Below are 19464 nucleotides of genomic sequence, written 5' to 3'. Positions count from 1 at the left end.
CACCCGGCCCGCCGAGACTCCTCGGCCTGTCGCGGCTCACCCTAGCGGCTGCGCTCTAGCCCTGCGAGGCGGGAGTTTCCGGATCCGTGTCGGGCGGGGTGGCGGGGGAGGGGGACAGCTTGATCACACCGGCATCCAGATCGATGGCCAGCCGCGGCCGGTGCGTCTGCCCGTCGCCGCTCTCGCTGCCGTCGTCTTCCAGCTTCTTGCCGGGGAACAGTTCGCCGATGACACCCACGAATCCACCCTAGATCCGGTAGTACCGGGGCCCACGCGGCCCGAACCCGCGCCGACCGCGAACGAATGCGAAGAACAGCACCGGGAACAGGAAGAACGGGAAGAAGTGGGTCGCCACCGCGAAGGTGATGCCGAAGACCAGAATCGCCGCCACCCCGATCGGCGCGTACGGCAGCGCCCGCCGCGGCGCCGGAACCGGTGTCGGCGCGAGGACCTGCGGCGCGGGCGGCTGCGGCCGGGGTAGGTCCCCGAACAGCGCCGCCAACTCACCCGCGGTCTTGGCGGCGTACGCCCGCCCCACCCGCTCGTCGTATTCGCTGACGTCGAGGCGGCCCGCCGCGAAGTGCTCGCCCAGCGCCGCGGCGGCCTGCTCGCGTTCCGCGGTGCCGACGCGGACATCGGACGGTCCGTAGACCGCGGGGTCGAAATCGGTCATGACATCCGCCTCATGGGAGGAAGGGAATCTCGTTGTCCGCCAGCGTAGGCGCGTTTTCGGCGGCGCGCCTACACCCGTCGGCGTAATCCGCGCTACGCCTGCTGACGTATGTCCGCCGCGCGGTGTTCGGCGGCCAGCGCTGCGAATTCGGCCACGCGCGGATGATCGTTGTCGGACCGCCAGACCAGCAGCACCCGGGCCGCGGGCAGACCCGTCAGCGGCACGAACGCCACTTCCGGATGGGTGAAGTAGCTGGGCATGGCGGTGGTGGTGGCGAACACCGCGTTGTTGTGGGCGACGGCCGAGAGCATCTCGGGTTCGGTGCGGGCGGGCGCGGCATGCGGAATCGGGCGGCCGGACGGCGTGGTGGCGGGTGGCCAGAAACCGCGCGCGAATTCGGGACTCACGTCCGGGTGCGGCGCGATCACCCGCAGGTCGGCCAGCTCCTCGATATCGATGCTGTCCCGCGTCGACCACGGATGGCTGCGCGCGATGGCCAACAGCCGCGGGAACACCGCCAGCTCCGGACCCACCGTCAGATCCGGTTGTTCGACCGGGGCCACGCAGATCTGCACATCCACCTCGCCGCGCCGCAGCGGCCCATGGATATCGGTCCACGCGACCTGAATGCGCGTGACCGGACAGTCCCGGTGCCGGGCCCGGAACACGGCCAGCGCCTCGTCCAGCGTGGACCCGTACGGCCCGAGGAATCCGACGCGCAATCCCCGTGCGGCGGTGCGGGTTTCGGTCAGCGCGCGCTGCAGGTCGGCGAAGGCGGGCCGGACGCGCGCCAGCAGGTGTTCACCCAGCGGATTGAGCGCGACCCGGCGGCTGGTGCGCTCGACCAGCCTCCGGCCGATGCGCCGCTCCAGGCTCCGGATCAACTGGCTCACTCGGGGTTGCGACAGACCCAGGCGGGCCGCGGTGCGCCCGAAGTGCAGCTCCTCGGCCAGCACCACGAAGGCTTCCAATTCGGTGGGGTCGACGCGAGTTTCGCGAGCAGGGTCTTCGATCAGCATTGCTTATCGATCTTTCCGGATTTCGCCGTTGATGGCCATCCGGCGGATATTCGATGCTGAAGCCGTGAGTGACGTGCGGCGTTTGGTGGTCGGGATCAGCGGGGCGACCGGGATCGCCTACGGGATGCGGGTGTTGGAACTGGCCCGCAAGGCCGGGGTGGAAACGCATCTGGTGGTGACCCCGGCCGGGCAGCAGACCCGCGCCTACGAAACCGAGCTGAGCGCGGCGGATCTGGCGGCGATGGCGGATGTGACCTACCGGCCCGCCGATATCGGCGCGGCCATCGCCTCGGGGTCGTTCCGGACCGCGGGAATGATCGTGGCCCCCTGCTCGATTCGCACCCTGTCGGCGGTCGCGTACGCCAATAACGACAACCTGCTGACCCGCGCCGCCGACGTGACCCTCAAGGAGCGCCGCCGACTGGTGCTCATGGTCCGCGAAACCCCGCTCACCCTGGCGCATTTGCGCGCCATGACCGCGGTCACCGAGATGGGCGGCATCGTCATGCCGCCGGTGCCCGCCTTCTACCTGAACCCGGAATCGGTGTCGGACATCGTCGACCACACCGCCGGGCGCGCCCTGGACCTGCTGGGCATCGAGGTGCCCGAACTGCCCCGCTGGGGCGAGTAGACCGACCGAAGGAAGTGAAAGAACCTGTGGCCCACTTGAAGAGCCTGCGCGAGTTCATCGACGCCCTCACCGCGATCGGCGAGATCCAGGAGATCACCAAGGAGGTCGACTGGAACATGGAGCTGGGCGCGATCATTCGTCGCTCCTACGATCTGAAGGCCCCCGCTCCGCTGTTCACCAATATCACCGACTACCAGGACAGCGGATTCCGCGTGCTGGGCGCGCCCGGTGCGCTGTCGGGCCCGGCCCATCGGCTCGCGCGAATCGCGTTGGCGTTGGGTCTGCCCGCCGAGGCCAGCGGTCAGCAGATCGTCGAGGCGCTGGCCGACGCGCGTGCCAAGCCGGGCATTCCGCCGGTCGTGGTGGACCGCGCGAGCGCGCCGTGCAAGGAGAACATCAAGCTTGGCGACGACATCGACCTGTTCGTGTTCCCTACCCCGAAGCTGCACGGCAACGACGGCGGCCGCTACATCCAGACGTACGGCATGAACATCGTCAAGACCCCGGACGGTTCGTGGACCAACTGGTCGATCAACCGCATGATGATCCACGACCGCAACACCCTGGCCTGCCTGATCCCCGGGCCGCAGCATCTGGGCATCATCCGCTCGAAGTGGACCGAGATCGGCAAGCCCATGCCGATCGCCCTGGCCATCGGCGTGGAGCCGGGCCTGCCGTGGGTGGGTGGCATGCCGATTCCCGAGGGCGAGGACGAAACCCACTTCCTGGGCGCGCTTTTCGGTGAGGGCCTGGAACTGGTCCCCGCCGAGACCGTCGATTTGCTGGTTCCCGCCACCGCCGAGATCGTGATCGAGGGCCATATCGCCCTCGACGAAACGGTCATGGAGGGCCCGTTCAACGAATTCCCCGGCTACAACGCCACCGAGGCCAGCCCCAAGCAGGTCTTCCACGTCTCGGCCATCACCTACCGTGACGGCGCGATCCAGCCGACCGTGGCCGCGGGACCGCCGGTGGAAGAGGACCACACCATCATCGGCACCACCAGCGCCGCGGAAATCCTCTACCTGCTGCGCCAGGCCGGACTCCCGATCTCCTCGGCCTGGTACAACTTCGAGGCCGCCGTGCACTGGCTGACCCTCGCGGTGAAGCAGGACTGGCACGAGACCACCGGCCTCGGCTCGCACGAACTGGTCGACCAGATCGCCAAGATCATCTTCACTGGCAAACCGTCGGTGAACGCCCCCAAGATCCTGGTCGTCGAGGACGACGTCGACATCACCAACCTCGACGAGGTCGTATGGGCCTTCGCCACCCGCTCCCATCCGGATGTCGATCGCGGCGAATTCCATTACCCGCCCGCCGTTTCCGACCAGCTCGCGGTCTACCTCTCGCCGGAGGAGTCGCACAGCTTCAAGGCGGGCAAGGTCATCTACAACTGCCTGCTGGCCGACCACTTCCCGCAGGGCCGCCGCCCGGTGAAGGGCAGCTTCGAAAACGGCTGGCCCAAGGAAATCCAGCAGCGCGTGCTCGACAACTGGCAGGCCTACGGCTACCGCTGATCCGGTCAGATGCCGCCGTGCGCCGCGACCGCGCGCACGGCGGCATCGGCCTGGGTGTAGGCGGCGGCCGCGAGGCGTTCCAGCAGGGCGAGTTTGATTTCGGGGGCCTGGCTGGTGAGTTCGTCGAATTTCACCGGGGGGAGGACGGCCAGGCGGACCGTGGTTTCGGCGTAGACGTCGTTGGCGTAGGGCATGTCGGCGAGCATGGAGGTTTCGCCGAAGGACATGCCGGGGGTGAGGGTGATGAGGCGGTGGCGGCGGTTGTCGCGGTCGGTGAAGGTGAAGCGGACACGGCCGTCGAGGATGAGGAACAGGCCGCAGCGGGGGCTGTCGCGGGGGACGATGAGCTCGCCGCGGGCAATGGTGCGGGTCTCGAATTCCTTTGCCAGGCGGGCGCGTTCGTCGTCGGGCATATCGGCCAGGGCCGGGTGCTCGTCGATGGTCAGGGCGGCGGGGCATTCCTGGCCGGGCGGGCGGTGCCGGTCGAGAATGAGTTGTTCGCACCATTCGGTGGCGGAGTCGCGGTCGATGAAGACGCGGCCGCGCGGGTCGTCGGGGACCAGGCTGGAGAACTGGTGGCCGAGTTTGGCGTCCGGATCGACCAGGGCCACCCGGCAACCCGCCGCGGCCAGTTCGGCCTCGAGATCGTTGAGCATGCGGATGGCGATCGGACTCACGTCCCCGACCTCGCGCAGATCCAGCACCAGCGCCTCGAGCGTCCCGGCGGTCTCCTCGACGGTGCGGACCGTGGATTCGGCACCGGCGAAGAGCAGGTCGCCGTGGAGTTCGAAGATGCGGGCGCGGTCGCCGAATTCGTGCAGGACGGAGAGTTCGTCGCTGTCGCGGCGCAGGCGGGAGGGTGCCTCGGCGACGGAGTAGGCGGCGCGGATTGCGGTGTGGGCGGCGCGGGTCACGTGCAGGAAGTGCAGGCCGAGGCGGTCGGAGAGTTCGCGGCAGGCCTTGACGCCGCGCACGCTGCTGCCGTGCGGGTCCAGGCGCGGCGAGTACACGGCGATGCCGATCTGTCCGGGCAGCACGGCCAGAATCCCGCCGCCCACACCGCTTTTCGCGGGCAGCCCGACGGTGGTCACCCAGTCGCCCGCCGAGTCGTACATGCCGCAGGTGGTCATGACCGAGAGCACGTGCTCGACCAGCGGCCGGGTCAGCGCGCGTTCGCGGGTCAGCGGGTTCACGCCATTGTTGGCCAGGGTCGCGGCCATCATGGCCAGATCGCGGCAGGTGACGTCGATCGAACACTGCCGGAAGTAGCGGTCCACCGCCTCGTCCGGATCGATGTCGATGATCCCCGCGCCACGCAGCAGCAACCCGATCGCCCGATTGCGGTATCCGGTGCGCGCCTCGGAGGCGTAGACGGCCTCGTTCAAGCTCAGCTCACGTCCGGCGAATCGGCTGTAGCTCCGCCGAATTCGGGCAAACCGGTCGGCCGCATCGGTGCCCTTGATCAACGAGGCCGCCGCGATGGCCCCGGCATTGATCATTGGATTGCGCGGCCGCTGCGTCTTGGGGTCGAGACTGATTTCGTTGAACGGTTCCCCGGACGGCTCCACGTCGATGCGTTCCGCCACCGCCGCGGGCCCGCGATCGGCCAGGGCCAGCGCGTACGTGAACGGTTTGGAGATCGACTGAATCGTGAAGGCGGTGTCCAGATCTCCGCTCCCGTACACCCGTCCGTCCGCCGTAGCCAGGCAGATGCCGAACGAATCGGGTTGCACCGCCGCGAGTTCGGGAATGTAGTCGGCGAGCGTTCCCGACGTGTCGGCCCGGCACAACTCGTAGACTTCGTCGACGATGCGGGCCACGACGCCGCCGGAGGGGACCACCGAGCCACTGTAACCGGCGTAACGTGTGTTGAGCTTCACATCCGCCGGGGATGTCGCAGGTGACGAATGTTCCTGGCGTCGGGGGCCGAAAATGCCTCCGTAGACTGTTGCAATCACAGGAGACATCCGGAGGGAGCAATAGCCGTGGGAGTGCTTTCCCGGGTCGACACGCCCGAGGATCTGCGTCGGCTGTCGGTACCGGAGCTACACGAGCTGGCGGAGGAGATTCGCGAGTTCCTGGTGCGGAAGGTCGCCGTTACCGGCGGGCACCTGGGGCCGAACCTCGGGGTCGTGGAGCTGACCATCGCGTTGCACCGGGTCTTCGACTCGCCTGCCGACCCGATCATCTTCGATACCGGTCATCAGGCTTACGTGCACAAGATCCTCACCGGCCGCAAGGACGGGTTCGACACGCTGCGCAAGGAAGGCGGCCTGTCCGGCTATCCGTGCCGGGCCGAGAGCGCCCACGACTGGGTGGAGTCCTCGCACGCCTCGGCCGCGCTGTCCTACGCCGACGGGCTGGCCAAGGCCTTCGGGCTGACCCGGCAGAAGCGGCACGTGGTCGCTGTCGTCGGGGACGGCGCGCTGACCGGCGGCATGTGCTGGGAGGCGCTGAACAATATCGCCGCGGGGCAGGATCGCTCGGTCATCGTGGTGGTCAACGACAATGGCCGCTCCTACGCGCCGACCATCGGCGGGCTCGCCGAGCGGCTGGCCGGGCTGCGTACCCAACCCGCCTACGAGCACGCGCTCGACGCCACCAAGCGGATCGTGCAGAGCATTCCGCGCGTGGGGGATTCGGCGTATTCGATGCTGCACGCCATCAAGACCGGCATCAAGGACGCGGTCGCGCCGCAGGAGCTGTTCAGCGATCTCGGGCTGAAGTACGTGGGCCCGGTCGACGGACACGATCCGGTGCAGTTGGAGGCGGCGCTGCGGCGCGCCAAGGACTTCGGCGGTCCGGTCATCGTGCACGCGGTGACGCAGAAGGGGCGCGGGTACACCCCGGCGGTGAATCACGAAGCCGACCAGATGCATTCGATCGGCGTCATCGATCCGGAGACGGGCGAACCGCTGCCGGGCTCGTCGGGCACCAGTTGGACCTCGGTGTTCTCCAAGGAGCTCATCGCGCAGGGCGAGCAGCGCGACGACATTGTGGCCATTACCGCCGCCATGCCGGGACCGACCGGTCTCACGCCGTTCGGAGAACGCTTCCCGGACCGCATGTTCGACGTCGGCATCGCCGAACAGCACGCCATGACCTCGGCGGCCGGTATGGCGCTGGGCGGGCTGCATCCGGTGGTCGCCATCTACTCGACCTTCCTCAATCGGGCCTTCGATCAGCTGCTCATGGATGTGGCGCTGCTCAAGCTGCCGGTGACCCTGGTGCTGGATCGCGCGGGCATCACCGGCGACGACGGCGCGTCGCACAACGGCATGTGGGATCTGTCGGTGCTGGGCATCGTCCCGGGGATGCGGGTCGCCGCCCCGCGCGACGCGGCCACGCTGCGTGAGGAATTGGACGAGGCCCTGCACGTGAGCGACGGGCCCACCGCCATCCGGTTCCCGAAAGGCGCTGCCATCGAGGAGATTCCGGCGGTCGAGCGCTTCGAGGGCGTGGATGTGCTGCGTCTGCCCGCCACGAAGGACGCGTCGTATTCGGTGCACGCCGATGTGCTGCTGATCGCGGTCGGGCCGTTCGCCGATCTCGCGCTGAAGGTCGCGGATCTGCTGGAGGCCGAAGGGGTTTCGGTGACCGTCGTCGATCCGCGCTGGGTGCTGCCGGTGTCGGACGCCGTGGTCAAGATGGCCGGGAACCATCGCCTGGTGGTCACGCTCGAGGACAGCGGCCTGCACGGCGGCATCGGGTCCACCGTCTCCGCTCGACTCCGCAGCTCGGGCGTCGACGTGCCGACCCGCGATCTCGGTGTGCCGCAACAGTTCCTGGATCACGCCGCGCGGGCGAAGATCCATCAGGAGCTCGGCCTCACCCCGGGCGAGGTCGCCCAGCGCGTGCACGTCTGGCTCGGTGCCTCCGACACCTCGGATATGCAGGACGCTCTGCTACCGGCCGCCGAATGACGGCTCGATACCGACGGACCCGCGATCTACGGATCGCGGGTCCGTTCTTCTATGCGTAACCGAACCCCTCGCGTAGATTCTGAAACAGGTTACAGTTTCGGAGCAGGAGTTCGGATGTCGTTTGTGCTCGTCGAGAAGCCGCGTCCCCAGATCGCGCTGGTCACCTTGAACCGGCCGGAGCGGATGAACGCCATGGCGTTCGACGTCATGGTGCCGCTGCGCGAGACCCTCGAGGAGGTGGCGGCCGACAACGAGGTGCGGGTGGTGGTGCTCACCGGGGCCGGGCACGGGTTCTGCTCGGGCGCGGATCTGCAACACGCCGGGAAGGTGCCGGGGGTGGAGGGCTTGACCCGCACCAGCATCGCGCGCCGCTCCATGACGTTGCTCGACAATGTCATGCTCACCATCAAGCGCATGCATCAGCCGGTGATCAGCGCCATCAATGGCGCGGCCATCGGCGGCGGCTTCTGCCTGGCCATGGGCACCGATATCCGAATCGCCTCGGAGGACGCCTATTTCCGTGCCGCGGGCATCAACAACGGCCTCACCTCCGCCGAACTCGGCATCAGCTACACCCTCCCGCGCGCCATCGGCTCCACCCGCGCCTTCGAGATCATGCTCACCGGCCGCGACGTCGACGCCGCGGAAGCCGAACGCATCGGCATCGTCTCCCGCGTCGTCCCCGCCGACAAACTCCTCGAATCCGCCTACGACACCGCCGACCAAATCATCCGCTGGTCCCGAGTAGGCGGCGAACTCACCAAACGCCTCCTCTGGAACGGCCTCGAAGCAGCCTCCTTCGAATCCCACATGCAAAACGAGGGCCTGGCCCAGCTCTACATCCGCCTCACCACCGACAACTTCGACGAGGCCATCCGCGCCCGCCGAGACCGCCGCGCCCCGGATTTCAAGGACTGAGCCCACGCTTTGGAGGACTGAGCTTCTGGTACTAGCTGCCGGGCAGGAGATTCGAGCTGCCGGAGCCGAAGCTGCCGCCGCCGCCGGTGCAGGCGCCCTGCTTGGGTTGCTGGGGTGTTGGGGAGCCCGCGGGGGCGGCGACCACGGTCACCGTGGTCGAATCCGACCAGCTGCCACCGGTGTTGGAGATGGTGTGGGTGCCCGGGGTGAGCGGCACCCAGGCGACGGAGTGGCTGCCACCCCCGAGGCAGGTGCCGTTGTCGTAGAAATTGGCCATGGGCGTGTTCGTGCTCGTGCCGTCGTAGGGCGCGTAGATCCAATAGCTTTGTCCGACAACAAAAGATGTGGGTGTTACGCAGTTTCGTCCGGCTGTGTCGCATTGCTCGAACTCGATACCGTGGATGCCCGCGCTGGCGAGGCCGGGGGACAGGGCGGTGAGGCTTCCGGCGACGGCGACAAAGGTTGCGGCCCAGGCGATGTGGCGGGTGGTGGGCATGTGTGGACTCCTGTTCGAGACCCCGGGTTCGGGTCGACAGAATCTAACTTCCACGAACTGTGAAATGCGTTCACTTCAAAAAAGTGCTGTGCCCCGACTTGCTGGGGCACTAGAAGTTGGGTGGTCCGGGCCTGGTTCGCGGCTTCGGTAATTGTTAAGATCTTAACTGTGAACGAGGCTGCGATTTTGATGAATCGGATTGCGGGGGATCTGGCTCGGGCCGGTGATCGGATTCTTCGGGCGGAGCTTGGGATTTCGTATTCGCGGGTGCTCGTGTTGCTTGCGCTCGATCTCGATGGCCCGGCCAGTCAGCAGGATCTCGCCAGGTGGCTCGGGTCGACGGCCCCTGCGGTCACCGGGCTGCTGGGTGAGCTGTCCGCGGCGGGTTACGTCCAGGTCAGCGCCGATCCGGACAATCGGCGGCGCAATCGTGTCGACCTCACCGGGGAGGGGCAGCGCATCATTCGTGCCGCGCGCGCACTGCTCGACCGCAGCTTCGACGAACTGCTGCGCAAGGCCGACGTCGATGGCGCGGTGCTCGTCACCGCGCTCTCGCGCATCGCGGCGACAATCCAGAAGGCAGGCGACTGATGGTCAATCCACTCGCGGCGATGCTGCGCCGTCCGCTCGAACGTCGGCGGCGCGCACGGCTGCTCGAACTCGTTGGGCCCGATGCCATTCGCGAGGAATCCTTCGTCTCGTTGGGTGGCATCGATCAGTGGGTGACCATCCGCGGACGCGATCGGTCGAACCCCATTCTCCTTGTGCTGCACGGGGGTCCGGGATCGCCGTATACGCCGTTCAACTCGTGGCTGGGGGACTGGGAACGTGAGTTCACCGTCGTCCAATGGGATCAACGCGGTGGCGGCAGGACATTCATCCGCGCCGACGAGCGGGCCCCGGACCTGTCCCTCGACCGTCTCGTCGCGGACGGCCTGGAACTGAGCGAGTCGCTCGTCGCGCGGTTCGGCCGTCGGGTGCTGGTGCTCGGCAGCTCGGTGGGCAGTCTCATCGGCGCGATCATGGCCAAGCGACGCCCCGAGCTCTTCACCGCGTTCATCGCGGCCAATGTGCTCGCGCCCGATCCCGAACACGAGGGCTTCCGCCTGGTGTACGAGCGTGCGGATCGGCGGCGCGATCGCCGCGCGCTGCAACGCATCGGACCGGATTCCACCCGCTGGAGCCCCGAGGAGTCACTTCGGTTCAGCAAGATCGCCCTTCGGGCGAGCGTGGGAGCCCCCGACATGGTCTACGACCTCATGCTCCCCGCCCTCATGTACGACCCCGAGCTGAGCATGTCCGACATTCGCGCCTTCGACCGGGGCATGACCGTCTCGCTGCACGCCCTGCAACCCGAGTACGAATCCTTCGACTTCGACGGCCTCGGCTACGACTACGCGGTGCCGGTCGTGATCGTGCAGGGGGCCGCCGACCTGCTGAGCCCGCCCTCGGTCGCGCGCCGCCATTTCCAGCGCGTCCAGGCACCTAGGAAGCGCTTCGTCGAGATCGAAGGCGCGGGCCATCTGGTCGAATTCGCCGACCGGTCACGCTTTCTCGCCGAGCTGCGCACCACCGACCGCGTGGGTCAGGCCTTCGGATAGAGGGCTTCGGCCAGGCGGGGAACGGCGAGTTCGCGCTGCCAGGGACGGGCGCCGCCCGCGGCGAGATAGTCCTCGATGAGGGTGGGTGCCTCGCCGTTGGTGGCGGATTTGGGCAGGCCGTCCCAGCACATGCGGCGCAGCAGGTCGGGGGTGAGGAGATTTTCGACGGGGATCGAGACCTCGGTGGAGAGATCGGTCATGGCGGCGCGGGCGCGCTGGAGGCGGGCGGCGGCGGCCGGGTCGCGGCGCTCCCAGCGGTTGACCGGCGGCGGGCCGTCGAAGGGCTGGGTGAGCGGGGGGAGTTCGTTGTCGGGCAGGGCGCGGGCGCGTTCGATGGCGCCGAGCCATTCGCGGGAGTAGCGGCGCTGGCGGGGGCCGCCGAAGATCGGCAGGGTGCGCAGCTGGGCGATGGACTTGGGCTCGTTGGTGGCGGCGGCCACGATCGCGGAGTCGGGCAGGATGCGGGCGGGTGCCACATCGCGCAGGCGGGCCAGGCGGTCGCGGGTGGTCCATAGTTCGCGGACGATGGCGAGCTGGCGGGTGCGGCGCAGGGTGTGGATGCCGGAGGTGCGCCGCCAGCGGTCGGCCTTGGGGCCCGACGGTTCGGCGGTGCGGACGTGCTCGAATTCCTGTGCGGCCCAATCGGATTTACCCTGCTCGGCCAGGTCGGCGGCGACCGCGTCCCGGAGCTCGATGAGTAACTCGACATCGAGGGCGGCGTAGTTGAGCCAGTCGTCGGGCAGCGGGCGGGTGGACCAGTCGGCCGCGCCGTGGCCCTTCTTGAGCTCGCGGCCGAGCAGCTTCTCGACCATGGCGGCCAGGCCGACGCGCTCGTATCCGGCGAGGCGACCGCCCAGCTCGGTGTCGAACAGCGCGGCGGGATACAGGCCGAGTTCGGCCAGCCCGGGCAGGTCCTGATCGGCGGAATGCAGCACCCATTCGAGCCCGTTGATCGCGTCGGCGAGCGGGGCGAGATCCCCGTCCACGGGAATCGGATCGATGAGGAAGCTGCCCGCGCCCTCGCGGCGCAGCTGGATCAGATAGGCGCGATTGGAGTAGCGGAAGCCGGAGGCGCGCTCGGCGTCGACCGCGAGCGGACCGGTGCCAGCGGCCAGTGCGCGGGCCGCGGCCGCCACCTCGGCGGCGGTGTCCAGTACCGGCGGTACACCGTCCACTGGCGCGAGCAACGGTACCGCGGCAGTGGCTTCGGGTTCATCTGGTACGGACATGGTCTTGAACTTTACGGGTAGGGCAATGGCGAGCCGCGTCACGTCGGTGAAACGACCGGCCGTGACACTGCGTCGGGCCATTGGGAATCGTACGTCGCGCCGGTCGATTTCGTTGCAGTACAGACGTTCTCGCAGGCGAGGGGCGATTTTCTGGCAAGGCGTGCGGGATTTGGCGGGTCGGCGGCCGGGCTCTGGTGGGCAAGTTATTCCGGGCTCTCGTCCCGGCGCACGTCCAGCCGGGTTACCCCCGCGGGCGGCAGCCCGGCCGCGTAGGCGAGCACCTCGCAGAAGGCCTCCACGTGCGGGCGCATGACCGTGTCGGAGACGGTCCAGGAGGCGCGCAGTTCGAGTTGATGCGCGCGCGGTGGTCCGGCGATATCGCCGTAGCGCACCGAGCTGGTGGAGGTGACCGTGCCGCCGAGGGCGGTGAAGGAGGTGCGCGAGTCGAGCGCGTCCACCAGCCAGCTCCAGGCCACCTCCGGCAGCAGCGGGTCGGCGGCGAGCGCGGAGTCGATGTCGGCCTGGATGTAGGCGACCAGTCGGAACACCCCGTGCCAGGCCTCCTGCCCGGCCGGATCGTGCAGCAGGATGAGGCGACCGAACGCGTCACCGTCGGAGTCGACGGGCACCACATTGGTGTCGGGCCGCGTGACCTCCGCGCCGAGCGCGTACGAGTAGGGGGCCAGGCGCTGCGGCGGACGGATCGGTGCCAGCTCGATTCGAGGATGCACAGATGCGGTTCCCATGGCCTCGACCGCGGCGCGGAACCGGGCTGGTTCTTCGGGCTCCGGGGTCGGGGCAGCGCCGTCGCGGAAGTCGAGCGGTGTCACGAAAGGCACCGTAGACCTTGTGGGTGCGCAGCGGTGCGAGGCGCGCCGCCGGGGCCCCTTTACGATGGGCGGTGATGAACACTCACGCCCGCCGCCAGCTGACCGATGCCCCCTACCTCGTCGCCGCCACCGGTGGGGTGCCGCGGCGGCGGCCGGTGTGGTTCCAGAGACAGGCCGGTCGGTCCCTTCCGGAGTACCGCGAGGTGCGCGCCGGAATCGGCATGCTGGAATCGTGTTTCGATCCGGAGCTGGTGTGCGAGATCACCATGCAGCCGATCCGCCGCCACGACGTGGACGCGGCAATCCTGTTCTCCGACATCGTCGTTCCGCTCAAGGCGGCGGGCATCGACCTGGATATCGTGCCGGGCGTGGGTCCCGTCGTCGCCAATCCGGTGCGCACCGTGGAGGACGTGCGCAAGCTTCCGCGCCTGCGGCCCGAGGAAGTGGGCGCGGTGACCGCGGGCATCGGTCTGCTGCTGGACGCGCTCGGTGAGGTCCCCTTGATCGGATTCGCCGGTGCCCCGTTCACTTTGGCGTCCTACCTGGTCGAGGGCGGGCCCAGTAAGAACCACGAGCGCACCAAGGCGATGATGCTCGCCGACCCCGAAATCTGGCATCAGCTGATGGGCGTGCTCACCGACATCACCATCGAATTCCTGCAGGCCCAGATCGGCGCGGGTGTCGATGCCGTCCAGCTCTTCGACTCCTGGGCGGGCGCGCTGACCCAGGCCCAGTACCGCGAATACGTGATGCCGCACTCGGAACGGGTCTTCACCGAGATCGCCGACGCGGGCATCCCCCGCGCCCACTTCGGCGTCGGCACCGGAGAACTGTTGGGCGCCATGGGCGAAGCGGGCGCGGACATCGTCGGCGTCGACTGGCGCATCCCCCTGAACGAGGCCGCCCGCCGCGTCGGCCCCGGAAAAGCCTTGCAGGGCAACCTCGATCCCGCCGTCCTCTTCGCGGGCCCGAAGGCCATCGAATCCGAGGTGCGCCGCATCGCCCACGAGGCCGACGAGGCAATCACCTTGGGCGCCAAGGGCCACATCTTCAACCTCGGCCACGGCGTCCTCCCCAACACCGACCCCACCGTCATCACCGACACGGTCGCCTTGATCCACAGCCTGCCCGCACCGCTCTGAGCCGACACCTGCGGAAGATATATTTCGCCGCGCTGTCGGCTGTCGAGGTTGCGCGGTATCAATCACGTTTTGCCGCGAGTCATTTTCGTCGCGGTCGCGCCTTCACACCGCTGCTGCAGGTGAAAGCCCAGGTGAGGGCCAGGTTCGCGAGAAGTGGTTCGGGGCTCGGCGGGCGGGGACCGGGCGCGGGCGAGCGGCGTGCCCGGGAGTAGGTTGGCTTCGAGAGCGACTCGACGCGTAGGCGCGGAGTCGCGGTCGCGGGTGCGAAATGGTGCGGTCGCGACGCTGACGAGGTGACGAGGAGTGTCGATGCGGGTCGCGATTGTCGGGGGCGGCATCAGTGGGCTGGTGGCCGCGTATCGGCTGCGGAGGGCGCTGGGGGACGCGGCGGAACTGGTGCTGCTCGAGCGACGTGACCGGGTCGGGGGGATTCTGCGGACGGTCGATATCGAAGGCGATCCGGTGGATCTGGGGGCCGAGGCGTTCGTGGGGCGGCGGCCGGAGATTCCGGAGTTGATGCGGGAGTTGGGGATCGAGGAGCAACTCGTGCATCCGGCGGGGAAGCGACCGTTGGTGTGGTCGGAGGGGACCGGGCATCGGCTGCCCGAGCGGACTCTGATGGGTATCCCCGCGGCGGCGGAATCGGTTGTGGGACTGGTGGATGCGGCGACCCTGGCGATGATCGCCGATGAGCCGACGCGACCGTTGACCTGGGTGCCGGGCGGGGATGTGTCGGTGGGGGAGCTGGTGCGGGATCGCTTCGGCGAGAAGGTGGTCCGACGCAGCGTCGATCCGCTGCTCGGCGGAGTGTATGCGGGCCTTGCCGATTCGATCGGTGTGCGCGCCGCCTTGCCGACCTTGGCCGCCGCACTGGATCGGGGAGCGCAGAGTCTGACGCAGGCGGTCTCGGAGGCCTTGCCGCCGCCGAGCACCACGCCGGTGTTCGGCGGCATTCGCGATGGCTACGGGGTCCTGCTCGAGGCCCTGCGCACCGCCGCCGACGTGAAGGCCGAAACCGGCACCGCCGCAACCCGACTCACCCGCACCGCCACCGGCTGGCACCTGGACCCGGTCGGTGACGTCGACGCGGTGATCCTCGCGACCCCCGCCCCGGTAACGGCGGAACTCCTCCGCGACACGGCCCCCGAAGCCGCCGACCTCGCCGGTGGCATCGAACTGGCATCCGCGGCGGTCGTAGCCCTGGCCCTCCCCGCCGACACCGACCTCCCCGACAACTCGGGCATCCTGGTCGCCACCGGTGAACCCTTGCGCGCCAAGGCCTTCACCCTCTCCAGCCGCAAATGGCCCCACCTCGCCGCCCGCGATGTCGCCCTGGTCCGCGCCTCCTTCGGCCGCTTCGGCGACCCCACCTCCCTGTCCTGGTCCGACGAAGACCTCATCACCGCCGCAGTCGAAGACCTCACCACGGTCACCAACACCGAAATCCGCCCCCTCCACGCGGTAGTCCAACGCTGGCCCGGCGGCCTCCCCCAATACGCCCCCGGCCACACCACCCGCATAGCCGACCTCCGTTCCGCCACAGCCGATCTCCCCGCCCTGGCCCTCGCCGGTGCCTACCTCGACGGCGTAGGCGTCCCCGCCTGCGCCGCCACCGGCACCAAGGCCGCGGCCCGCATCACCGCCCACCTCGCCTGAGTCGACAACTATCGACCAGGGTCGGCTGTCAGCGGGTGACGAGGTCGCTCGGGTCGGTGTTGGCGCCGCAGATGATGACTGCCACGCGTTCGCCGGGGGAGGGGACGTACGCCCCCGAGAGGAGGGCTGCTAAGGCGGTGGCCGCGGCGTGTTCGACGGCGAGTCTGCGGCAGTCCCAGAGGGTTTGGCGGGCGGCGATGATTTGTTTGTCGGTGACGAGGACCGAGCGGACGTCGCCCTCCGCGGCGGCGGACAGGGCCATGGGGGTGACGCGGCGGGCGCCGAGGGCGTCGGCCGCGATGGAGTCGATCTCCACGTCCACCGGTTCCCCGGCTTCCAGGGCGGCGTTGAAGGAGCGGCAGTTCTCCGGTTCGACCGCGACCACGCGCACGCCATGGTGGTTGGCGGAGACGGTGATTCCGGTCAGCAGCCCACCGCCGCCGACCGCCACCACGACGGTGTCGAGGCCGGGCAGTTGCGCCACAATCTCCTCCATCAGCGTGCCCGCCCCGGCCGCGATGTACGGGTCGTCGTAGGCGTGTGAGCGCAGCGCGCCCGTCGCGGCGGCGTAGCGCTCGCATTCGGCGGCGGCGTCGGCATAGGCCTTGCCGCCGGTGAGCACCTGTGCGCCGAGGGCTTTCAGCCGAGCCACCTTCACCGCGGGTGCGGAGTCGGGCAGGAACACGGTGGCGGCGGAGTCGACCAGCCGGGCGGCCCAGGCGCAGGCCACCCCGGCGTTGCCGCCCGAGGCGATGGTGAGCCCGACCCGCGGCAGCCGCCCCTGCTCCCGTTGCGCCAGCACGAAATTGGCCGCGCCGCGCGCCTTGAACGTGCCGGTGTGCTGCATGTGCTCGAGCGCGAACCACACGTCCCCGGCGACCGGAACGGTGTCGGCGTCGGCCTGGGCCAGCACCGCTCGGCGGGTATGGCCGGAGATGCGTTCGGCGGCCGCGGTCACATCGGCGTATGTCGGGTGCACTTGCGCTTCTTTCGTTTTCATCGCCGGTCCGGAACCGATCTACCGTATCGAAATCCCGCGGAGCTTCGGGAATCGAGTTTCCGCGCCGTCGCCCTCCATTTTTCCAGGTGTCCCGGATGAGCGACCTGAATCACCATGTCCGCCCCGCCCCATTTCCGCCGCGTTTTCGCGCAGTGGCACGATGGGTGCCATGGCGCGACTCGACTACAAGGCCCTCAACGACACCATCCGCTACCTCATGTTCTCGGTGTTCCAGGTGGAGCCCGGCGTGCTCGGCGAGGATCGCGCGGCCGCTATCAAGGAGGCCAAGGCGTTCTTCGAATCCCTGGAGGAGCGCGGCGTGGTGGTCCGCGGCATCTACGACGTCGCCGGTCTGCGTGCCGACGCCGACTTCATGATCTGGTGGCACGCGGAGAAGATCGAGGATCTGCAGGCCGCCTACGCAGACTTCCGCCGTGTCACCGAGCTGGGTCAGATCTCCAACCCGGTCTGGAGCCAGGCCGCCCTGCACCGCCCGGCCGAGTTCAACAAGTCCCACATCCCGGCCTTCCTCGCCGGTGAGGATCCGGGCAACTACATCTGCGTGTACCCGTTCGTGCGCTCCTACGACTGGTACCTGCTCCCCGACGAGGAGCGCCGCAAGATGCTGGCCGATCACGGCAAGGCCGCCCGCGACTACCCGGACGTGCGCGCCAACACCGTGGCCTCCTTCGCCCTGGGCGACTACGAGTGGATCCTCGCCTTCGAGGCCCCCGAGCTGCATCGCATCGTCGATCTCATGCGCGATCTGCGTGCCACCGAGGCGCGTCGCCATGTGCGCGAGGAGATTCCGTTCTTCACCGGCCCGCGCGTGGAGCTGGAGAACCTCATCAACGCGCTGCCGTAAGGCGATTCGCGACGAAACGGGCCCGACCGCACAGTGCGGCCGGGCCCGTTTTTCGGTTTCAGGATGCCTTCCGGCTATCTGCCCGCATAATTCGGGGCATGCGTGGAATCGACCCTGCCCCATAGTATTTCTGCGACTCAGTCAGCTGCGCTGTCCGAGGGGTGTAGCCGGAGCGAGATGGAGTTGATGCAGTAGCGCTTGTCCGTGGGCGTGGGGTAACCCTCGCCCTCGAACACGTGCCCCAGATGGCTGTGGCAGGTCGCGCACAGCACCTCGACGCGCCGCATGCCCAGCGAGTTGTCTTCCCTCAGGATGACCGCGTCCGACTTGGCCGGGTCGAAGAACGACGGCCAGCCGCAGTGCGAGTGGAATTTCTCGGTGCTGCGGAACAATTCGGCCCCGCAGGCGCGGCAGGAGTAGACGCCCGCGGTCTCGGTGTCGGTGTATTCGCCCGTGAACGCCCGCTCGGTGCCCGCTTCGCGCAGGACGCGGTATTCGTCCGGGGTCAGCTTGGTCCGCCATTCCTGCGGCGTCAGCTGGATGCGCGGGGCAGGCAGCGAGTGATCGGCTTCGGAACTCATGGGCTCCACGCTAGTACGAGGCGGCGGCCTTCGTCCGGGGCGCGGGGGTGGCGTCGGTGGTCTCCGCGGAGTCGATCGCCCATTCCGGATGCATCCAGGCCGGATCCAGCGACTTGCCGGCCTCGAGCCGTCCCTCGCGCTTGGCGGCCAGGTAGCGATCCCCGAGCACACAGAACGCGACGATCAGCAGCAATCCCCAGCCGAAGGTGGTGCGCAGGTATTCCAGATCGCGCCCGATGCTCTGCCAGCGGTCGGAGAGCCACTTGTCGTAGGACATGAATCCGAAGATCGCCAGCCACGCGGGCCAGTTGCGCAGCAGCGAATTGCGCTGCACGACGGTCAGGAGCATGGGGAACAGGAACATCGAGTAGTACATCTGGCCCAGCGAGCCCAGCAGCATGACCGCGGTGATGAGGATGCCGGAGGTGTTGCAGATGTAGAACACCTCGTCGTCGCGGTAGTACCGGTACAGGATCCACAGCGAGATCAGGACCAGGATGCCCATCACGATGCGCATGGTCCAGGTCAGCCACTCGGCGACACCGTAGTACCCGGCATTGCCGACGATCGCGCTGTTGAAGTAGTCGCGGGCTTCGGCCAGGTACGGCAGCGTGTGGGTGAAGAACTGCTTGTAGTCCACGATCAGCGGCCAGGCGATCAGGTTCAGCGCGATCGGCACACCCAGCGCGGTGATGAACACCTTCCACTGCCCGCGCACCAGCGGAATCAGCAGCAGCGGCACCAGCAGTGGCCCCTTGACCGCGATCGTCAACCCCAATGCCACACCGGCCCACAGGTCTTGGCGCTTGAGCAGCAGGTGGATGAACACCATCATGGCCAGGAACAGACAGCCGTTGATGTTGGTGAAGGCCAGCGTGTTGGTCACCGTCTCGGAGACGAACATGGCCAGCAGCAGCGCGGGCGCGGCCACCGAGTCGAGGGTGAAGTTGAACAGCTTCAGCAGCAGATACCAGGCCAGCAGCAGCGCCAGCGCGTTGACCAGGATGAAGCACCACCGCGACTTCTCCGGATCGATGATCGCCAACGGCGAGATCAACAGCGTCCCGCTCGGCGGATACAGATATGCCGGATCGGTCGAGTTGAAGTTCGCGTCGTACACGGCCCGGTGGTTCAGGAACGCGAGCGACGCGTTGTACACCGGCGTGAAGTCATTGGTCACGTGATAGTTGACAGCGTTGATGAACACCCGATGAATCACGGTGAGTATCGCGACCGGCCACAGCGCGAAGTTCAGAACTTCACTGGTGGTACGAGCGGTCCGGGGCTCGAGCTGTCGAAGGAACACTCGAGCAAACTACACCGAAACCCCGCCGCCCACATGCGCCGACCCGCACTACGCGTTACGTGGCGCACACCCTC

At 68.2% G+C, this 19464-nt stretch carries 19 protein-coding genes; 9 read left to right on the top strand and 10 right to left on the bottom strand.

The features are described 5' to 3' along the window. Positions 1-55: 55 nt before the first annotated feature. The 3 genes from VMT40_RS07610 to VMT40_RS07600 all read right to left on the bottom strand — a co-directional run bounded on the left by VMT40_RS07610 (position 56) and on the right by VMT40_RS07600 (position 1692). A complete protein-coding gene (locus tag VMT40_RS07610) occupies positions 56-238 on the bottom strand; it encodes a hypothetical protein (RefSeq protein ID WP_326357282.1) in 183 nt (60 codons plus the stop codon). A gap of 9 nt (positions 239-247) precedes the next feature. Next, entirely contained in the window at positions 248-673 is a 426-nt protein-coding gene (locus VMT40_RS07605; RefSeq protein ID WP_326357281.1) for a DUF1707 SHOCT-like domain-containing protein, read from the bottom strand. A 92-nt stretch (positions 674-765) separates the two neighbouring features. Further along, the gene (locus VMT40_RS07600; RefSeq protein WP_326357280.1) at positions 766-1692 is read right to left on the bottom strand and encodes a LysR family transcriptional regulator; all 927 of its coding nucleotides are present in this window, start codon (positions 1690-1692) and stop codon (positions 766-768) included. Positions 1693-1756: 64 nt separating this feature from the next. On the opposite strand from VMT40_RS07600, the gene VMT40_RS07595 reads away from it, so the two are divergent. Beyond that, positions 1757-2323, top strand: coding sequence for a UbiX family flavin prenyltransferase (locus VMT40_RS07595; RefSeq protein WP_326357279.1), 567 nt, complete (start codon positions 1757-1759; stop codon positions 2321-2323). A gap of 26 nt (positions 2324-2349) precedes the next feature. Next, positions 2350-3843, top strand: a complete 1494-nt coding sequence (locus tag VMT40_RS07590) for a UbiD family decarboxylase (protein ID WP_326357278.1) — start codon at positions 2350-2352, stop codon at positions 3841-3843. A 5-nt stretch (positions 3844-3848) separates the two neighbouring features. Here the strand turns inward: VMT40_RS07590 and glsA are convergent, their stop codons facing one another. Beyond that, complete coding sequence (gene glsA / locus VMT40_RS07585; protein WP_326357277.1) at positions 3849-5684, bottom strand: glutaminase A; 1836 nt, start codon at positions 5682-5684, stop codon at positions 3849-3851. Between the two features lie 144 nt (positions 5685-5828). On the opposite strand from glsA, the gene dxs reads away from it, so the two are divergent. Beyond that, positions 5829-7766 carry a 1-deoxy-D-xylulose-5-phosphate synthase gene (gene dxs / locus VMT40_RS07580; RefSeq protein ID WP_326357276.1) on the top strand — a complete coding sequence of 646 codons (1938 nt, stop codon included), beginning with the start codon at positions 5829-5831 and terminating at the stop codon, positions 7764-7766. A 114-nt stretch (positions 7767-7880) separates the two neighbouring features. Further along, the gene (locus VMT40_RS07575; protein WP_326357275.1) at positions 7881-8684 is read left to right on the top strand and encodes an enoyl-CoA hydratase; all 804 of its coding nucleotides are present in this window, start codon (positions 7881-7883) and stop codon (positions 8682-8684) included. A gap of 31 nt (positions 8685-8715) precedes the next feature. Here VMT40_RS07575 and VMT40_RS07570 read toward each other — a convergent pair whose 3' ends face one another. Next, positions 8716-9180, bottom strand: coding sequence for a hypothetical protein (locus VMT40_RS07570; RefSeq protein WP_326357274.1), 465 nt, complete (start codon positions 9178-9180; stop codon positions 8716-8718). A gap of 168 nt (positions 9181-9348) precedes the next feature. Here VMT40_RS07570 and VMT40_RS07565 point away from each other — a divergent pair, with 168 nt between their 5' ends. Both VMT40_RS07565 and VMT40_RS07560 read left to right on the top strand, forming a co-directional pair. Then, positions 9349-9771 carry a MarR family winged helix-turn-helix transcriptional regulator gene (locus VMT40_RS07565; RefSeq protein ID WP_326357273.1) on the top strand — a complete coding sequence of 141 codons (423 nt, stop codon included), beginning with the start codon at positions 9349-9351 and terminating at the stop codon, positions 9769-9771. Next, the gene (locus VMT40_RS07560; RefSeq protein ID WP_326357272.1) at positions 9771-10781 is read left to right on the top strand and encodes an alpha/beta fold hydrolase; all 1011 of its coding nucleotides are present in this window, start codon (positions 9771-9773) and stop codon (positions 10779-10781) included. The genes VMT40_RS07565 and VMT40_RS07560 overlap by 1 nt, the downstream gene beginning before the upstream one ends. Here the strand turns inward: VMT40_RS07560 and VMT40_RS07555 are convergent. Both VMT40_RS07555 and VMT40_RS07550 read right to left on the bottom strand, forming a co-directional pair. Then, positions 10766-12010, bottom strand: a complete 1245-nt coding sequence (locus tag VMT40_RS07555) for a ribonuclease D (RefSeq protein WP_326358517.1) — start codon at positions 12008-12010, stop codon at positions 10766-10768. The genes VMT40_RS07560 and VMT40_RS07555 overlap by 16 nt on opposite strands. 203 nt (positions 12011-12213) lie before the next feature. Beyond that, positions 12214-12840: a DUF3000 domain-containing protein gene (locus VMT40_RS07550; protein ID WP_326308289.1), complete on the bottom strand. Its 627-nt coding sequence runs from the start codon at positions 12838-12840 to the stop codon at positions 12214-12216. A 74-nt stretch (positions 12841-12914) separates the two neighbouring features. Here VMT40_RS07550 and hemE point away from each other — a divergent pair, with 74 nt between their 5' ends. Further along, complete coding sequence (gene hemE, locus VMT40_RS07545; protein ID WP_326357271.1) at positions 12915-13982, top strand: uroporphyrinogen decarboxylase; 1068 nt, start codon at positions 12915-12917, stop codon at positions 13980-13982. A gap of 309 nt (positions 13983-14291) precedes the next feature. Then, the gene (locus VMT40_RS07540) at positions 14292-15638 is read left to right on the top strand and encodes a protoporphyrinogen oxidase (protein WP_326357270.1); all 1347 of its coding nucleotides are present in this window, start codon (positions 14292-14294) and stop codon (positions 15636-15638) included. 28 nt (positions 15639-15666) lie between these two features. Here the strand turns inward: VMT40_RS07540 and VMT40_RS07535 are convergent, their stop codons facing one another. Next, positions 15667-16617, bottom strand: a complete 951-nt coding sequence (locus tag VMT40_RS07535; protein WP_326357269.1) for a serine/threonine dehydratase — start codon at positions 16615-16617, stop codon at positions 15667-15669. A gap of 190 nt (positions 16618-16807) precedes the next feature. Between VMT40_RS07535 and hemQ the strand changes: the two genes are divergently transcribed. After that, positions 16808-17503 carry a hydrogen peroxide-dependent heme synthase gene (gene hemQ, locus VMT40_RS07530; RefSeq protein WP_326357268.1) on the top strand — a complete coding sequence of 232 codons (696 nt, stop codon included), beginning with the start codon at positions 16808-16810 and terminating at the stop codon, positions 17501-17503. A 137-nt stretch (positions 17504-17640) separates the two neighbouring features. Here the strand turns inward: hemQ and msrB are convergent, their stop codons facing one another. Together msrB and VMT40_RS07520 are read right to left on the bottom strand one after the other, a co-directional pair. Next, a complete protein-coding gene (gene msrB / locus VMT40_RS07525) occupies positions 17641-18084 on the bottom strand; it encodes a peptide-methionine (R)-S-oxide reductase MsrB (RefSeq protein WP_326357267.1) in 444 nt (147 codons plus the stop codon). A 10-nt stretch (positions 18085-18094) separates the two neighbouring features. Beyond that, positions 18095-19390 (bottom strand): glycosyltransferase family 87 protein, encoded by a 1296-nt coding sequence (locus VMT40_RS07520; protein WP_326357266.1) that lies wholly within the window; start codon positions 19388-19390, stop codon positions 18095-18097. Positions 19391-19464 lie beyond the last annotated feature (74 nt).

This window comes from Nocardia sp. CDC160 (assembly GCF_035818795.1).
Taxonomy (GTDB): Bacteria; Actinomycetota; Actinomycetes; order Mycobacteriales; family Mycobacteriaceae; genus Nocardia.
This window is presented reverse-complemented; position numbering and strand designations above follow the sequence as displayed.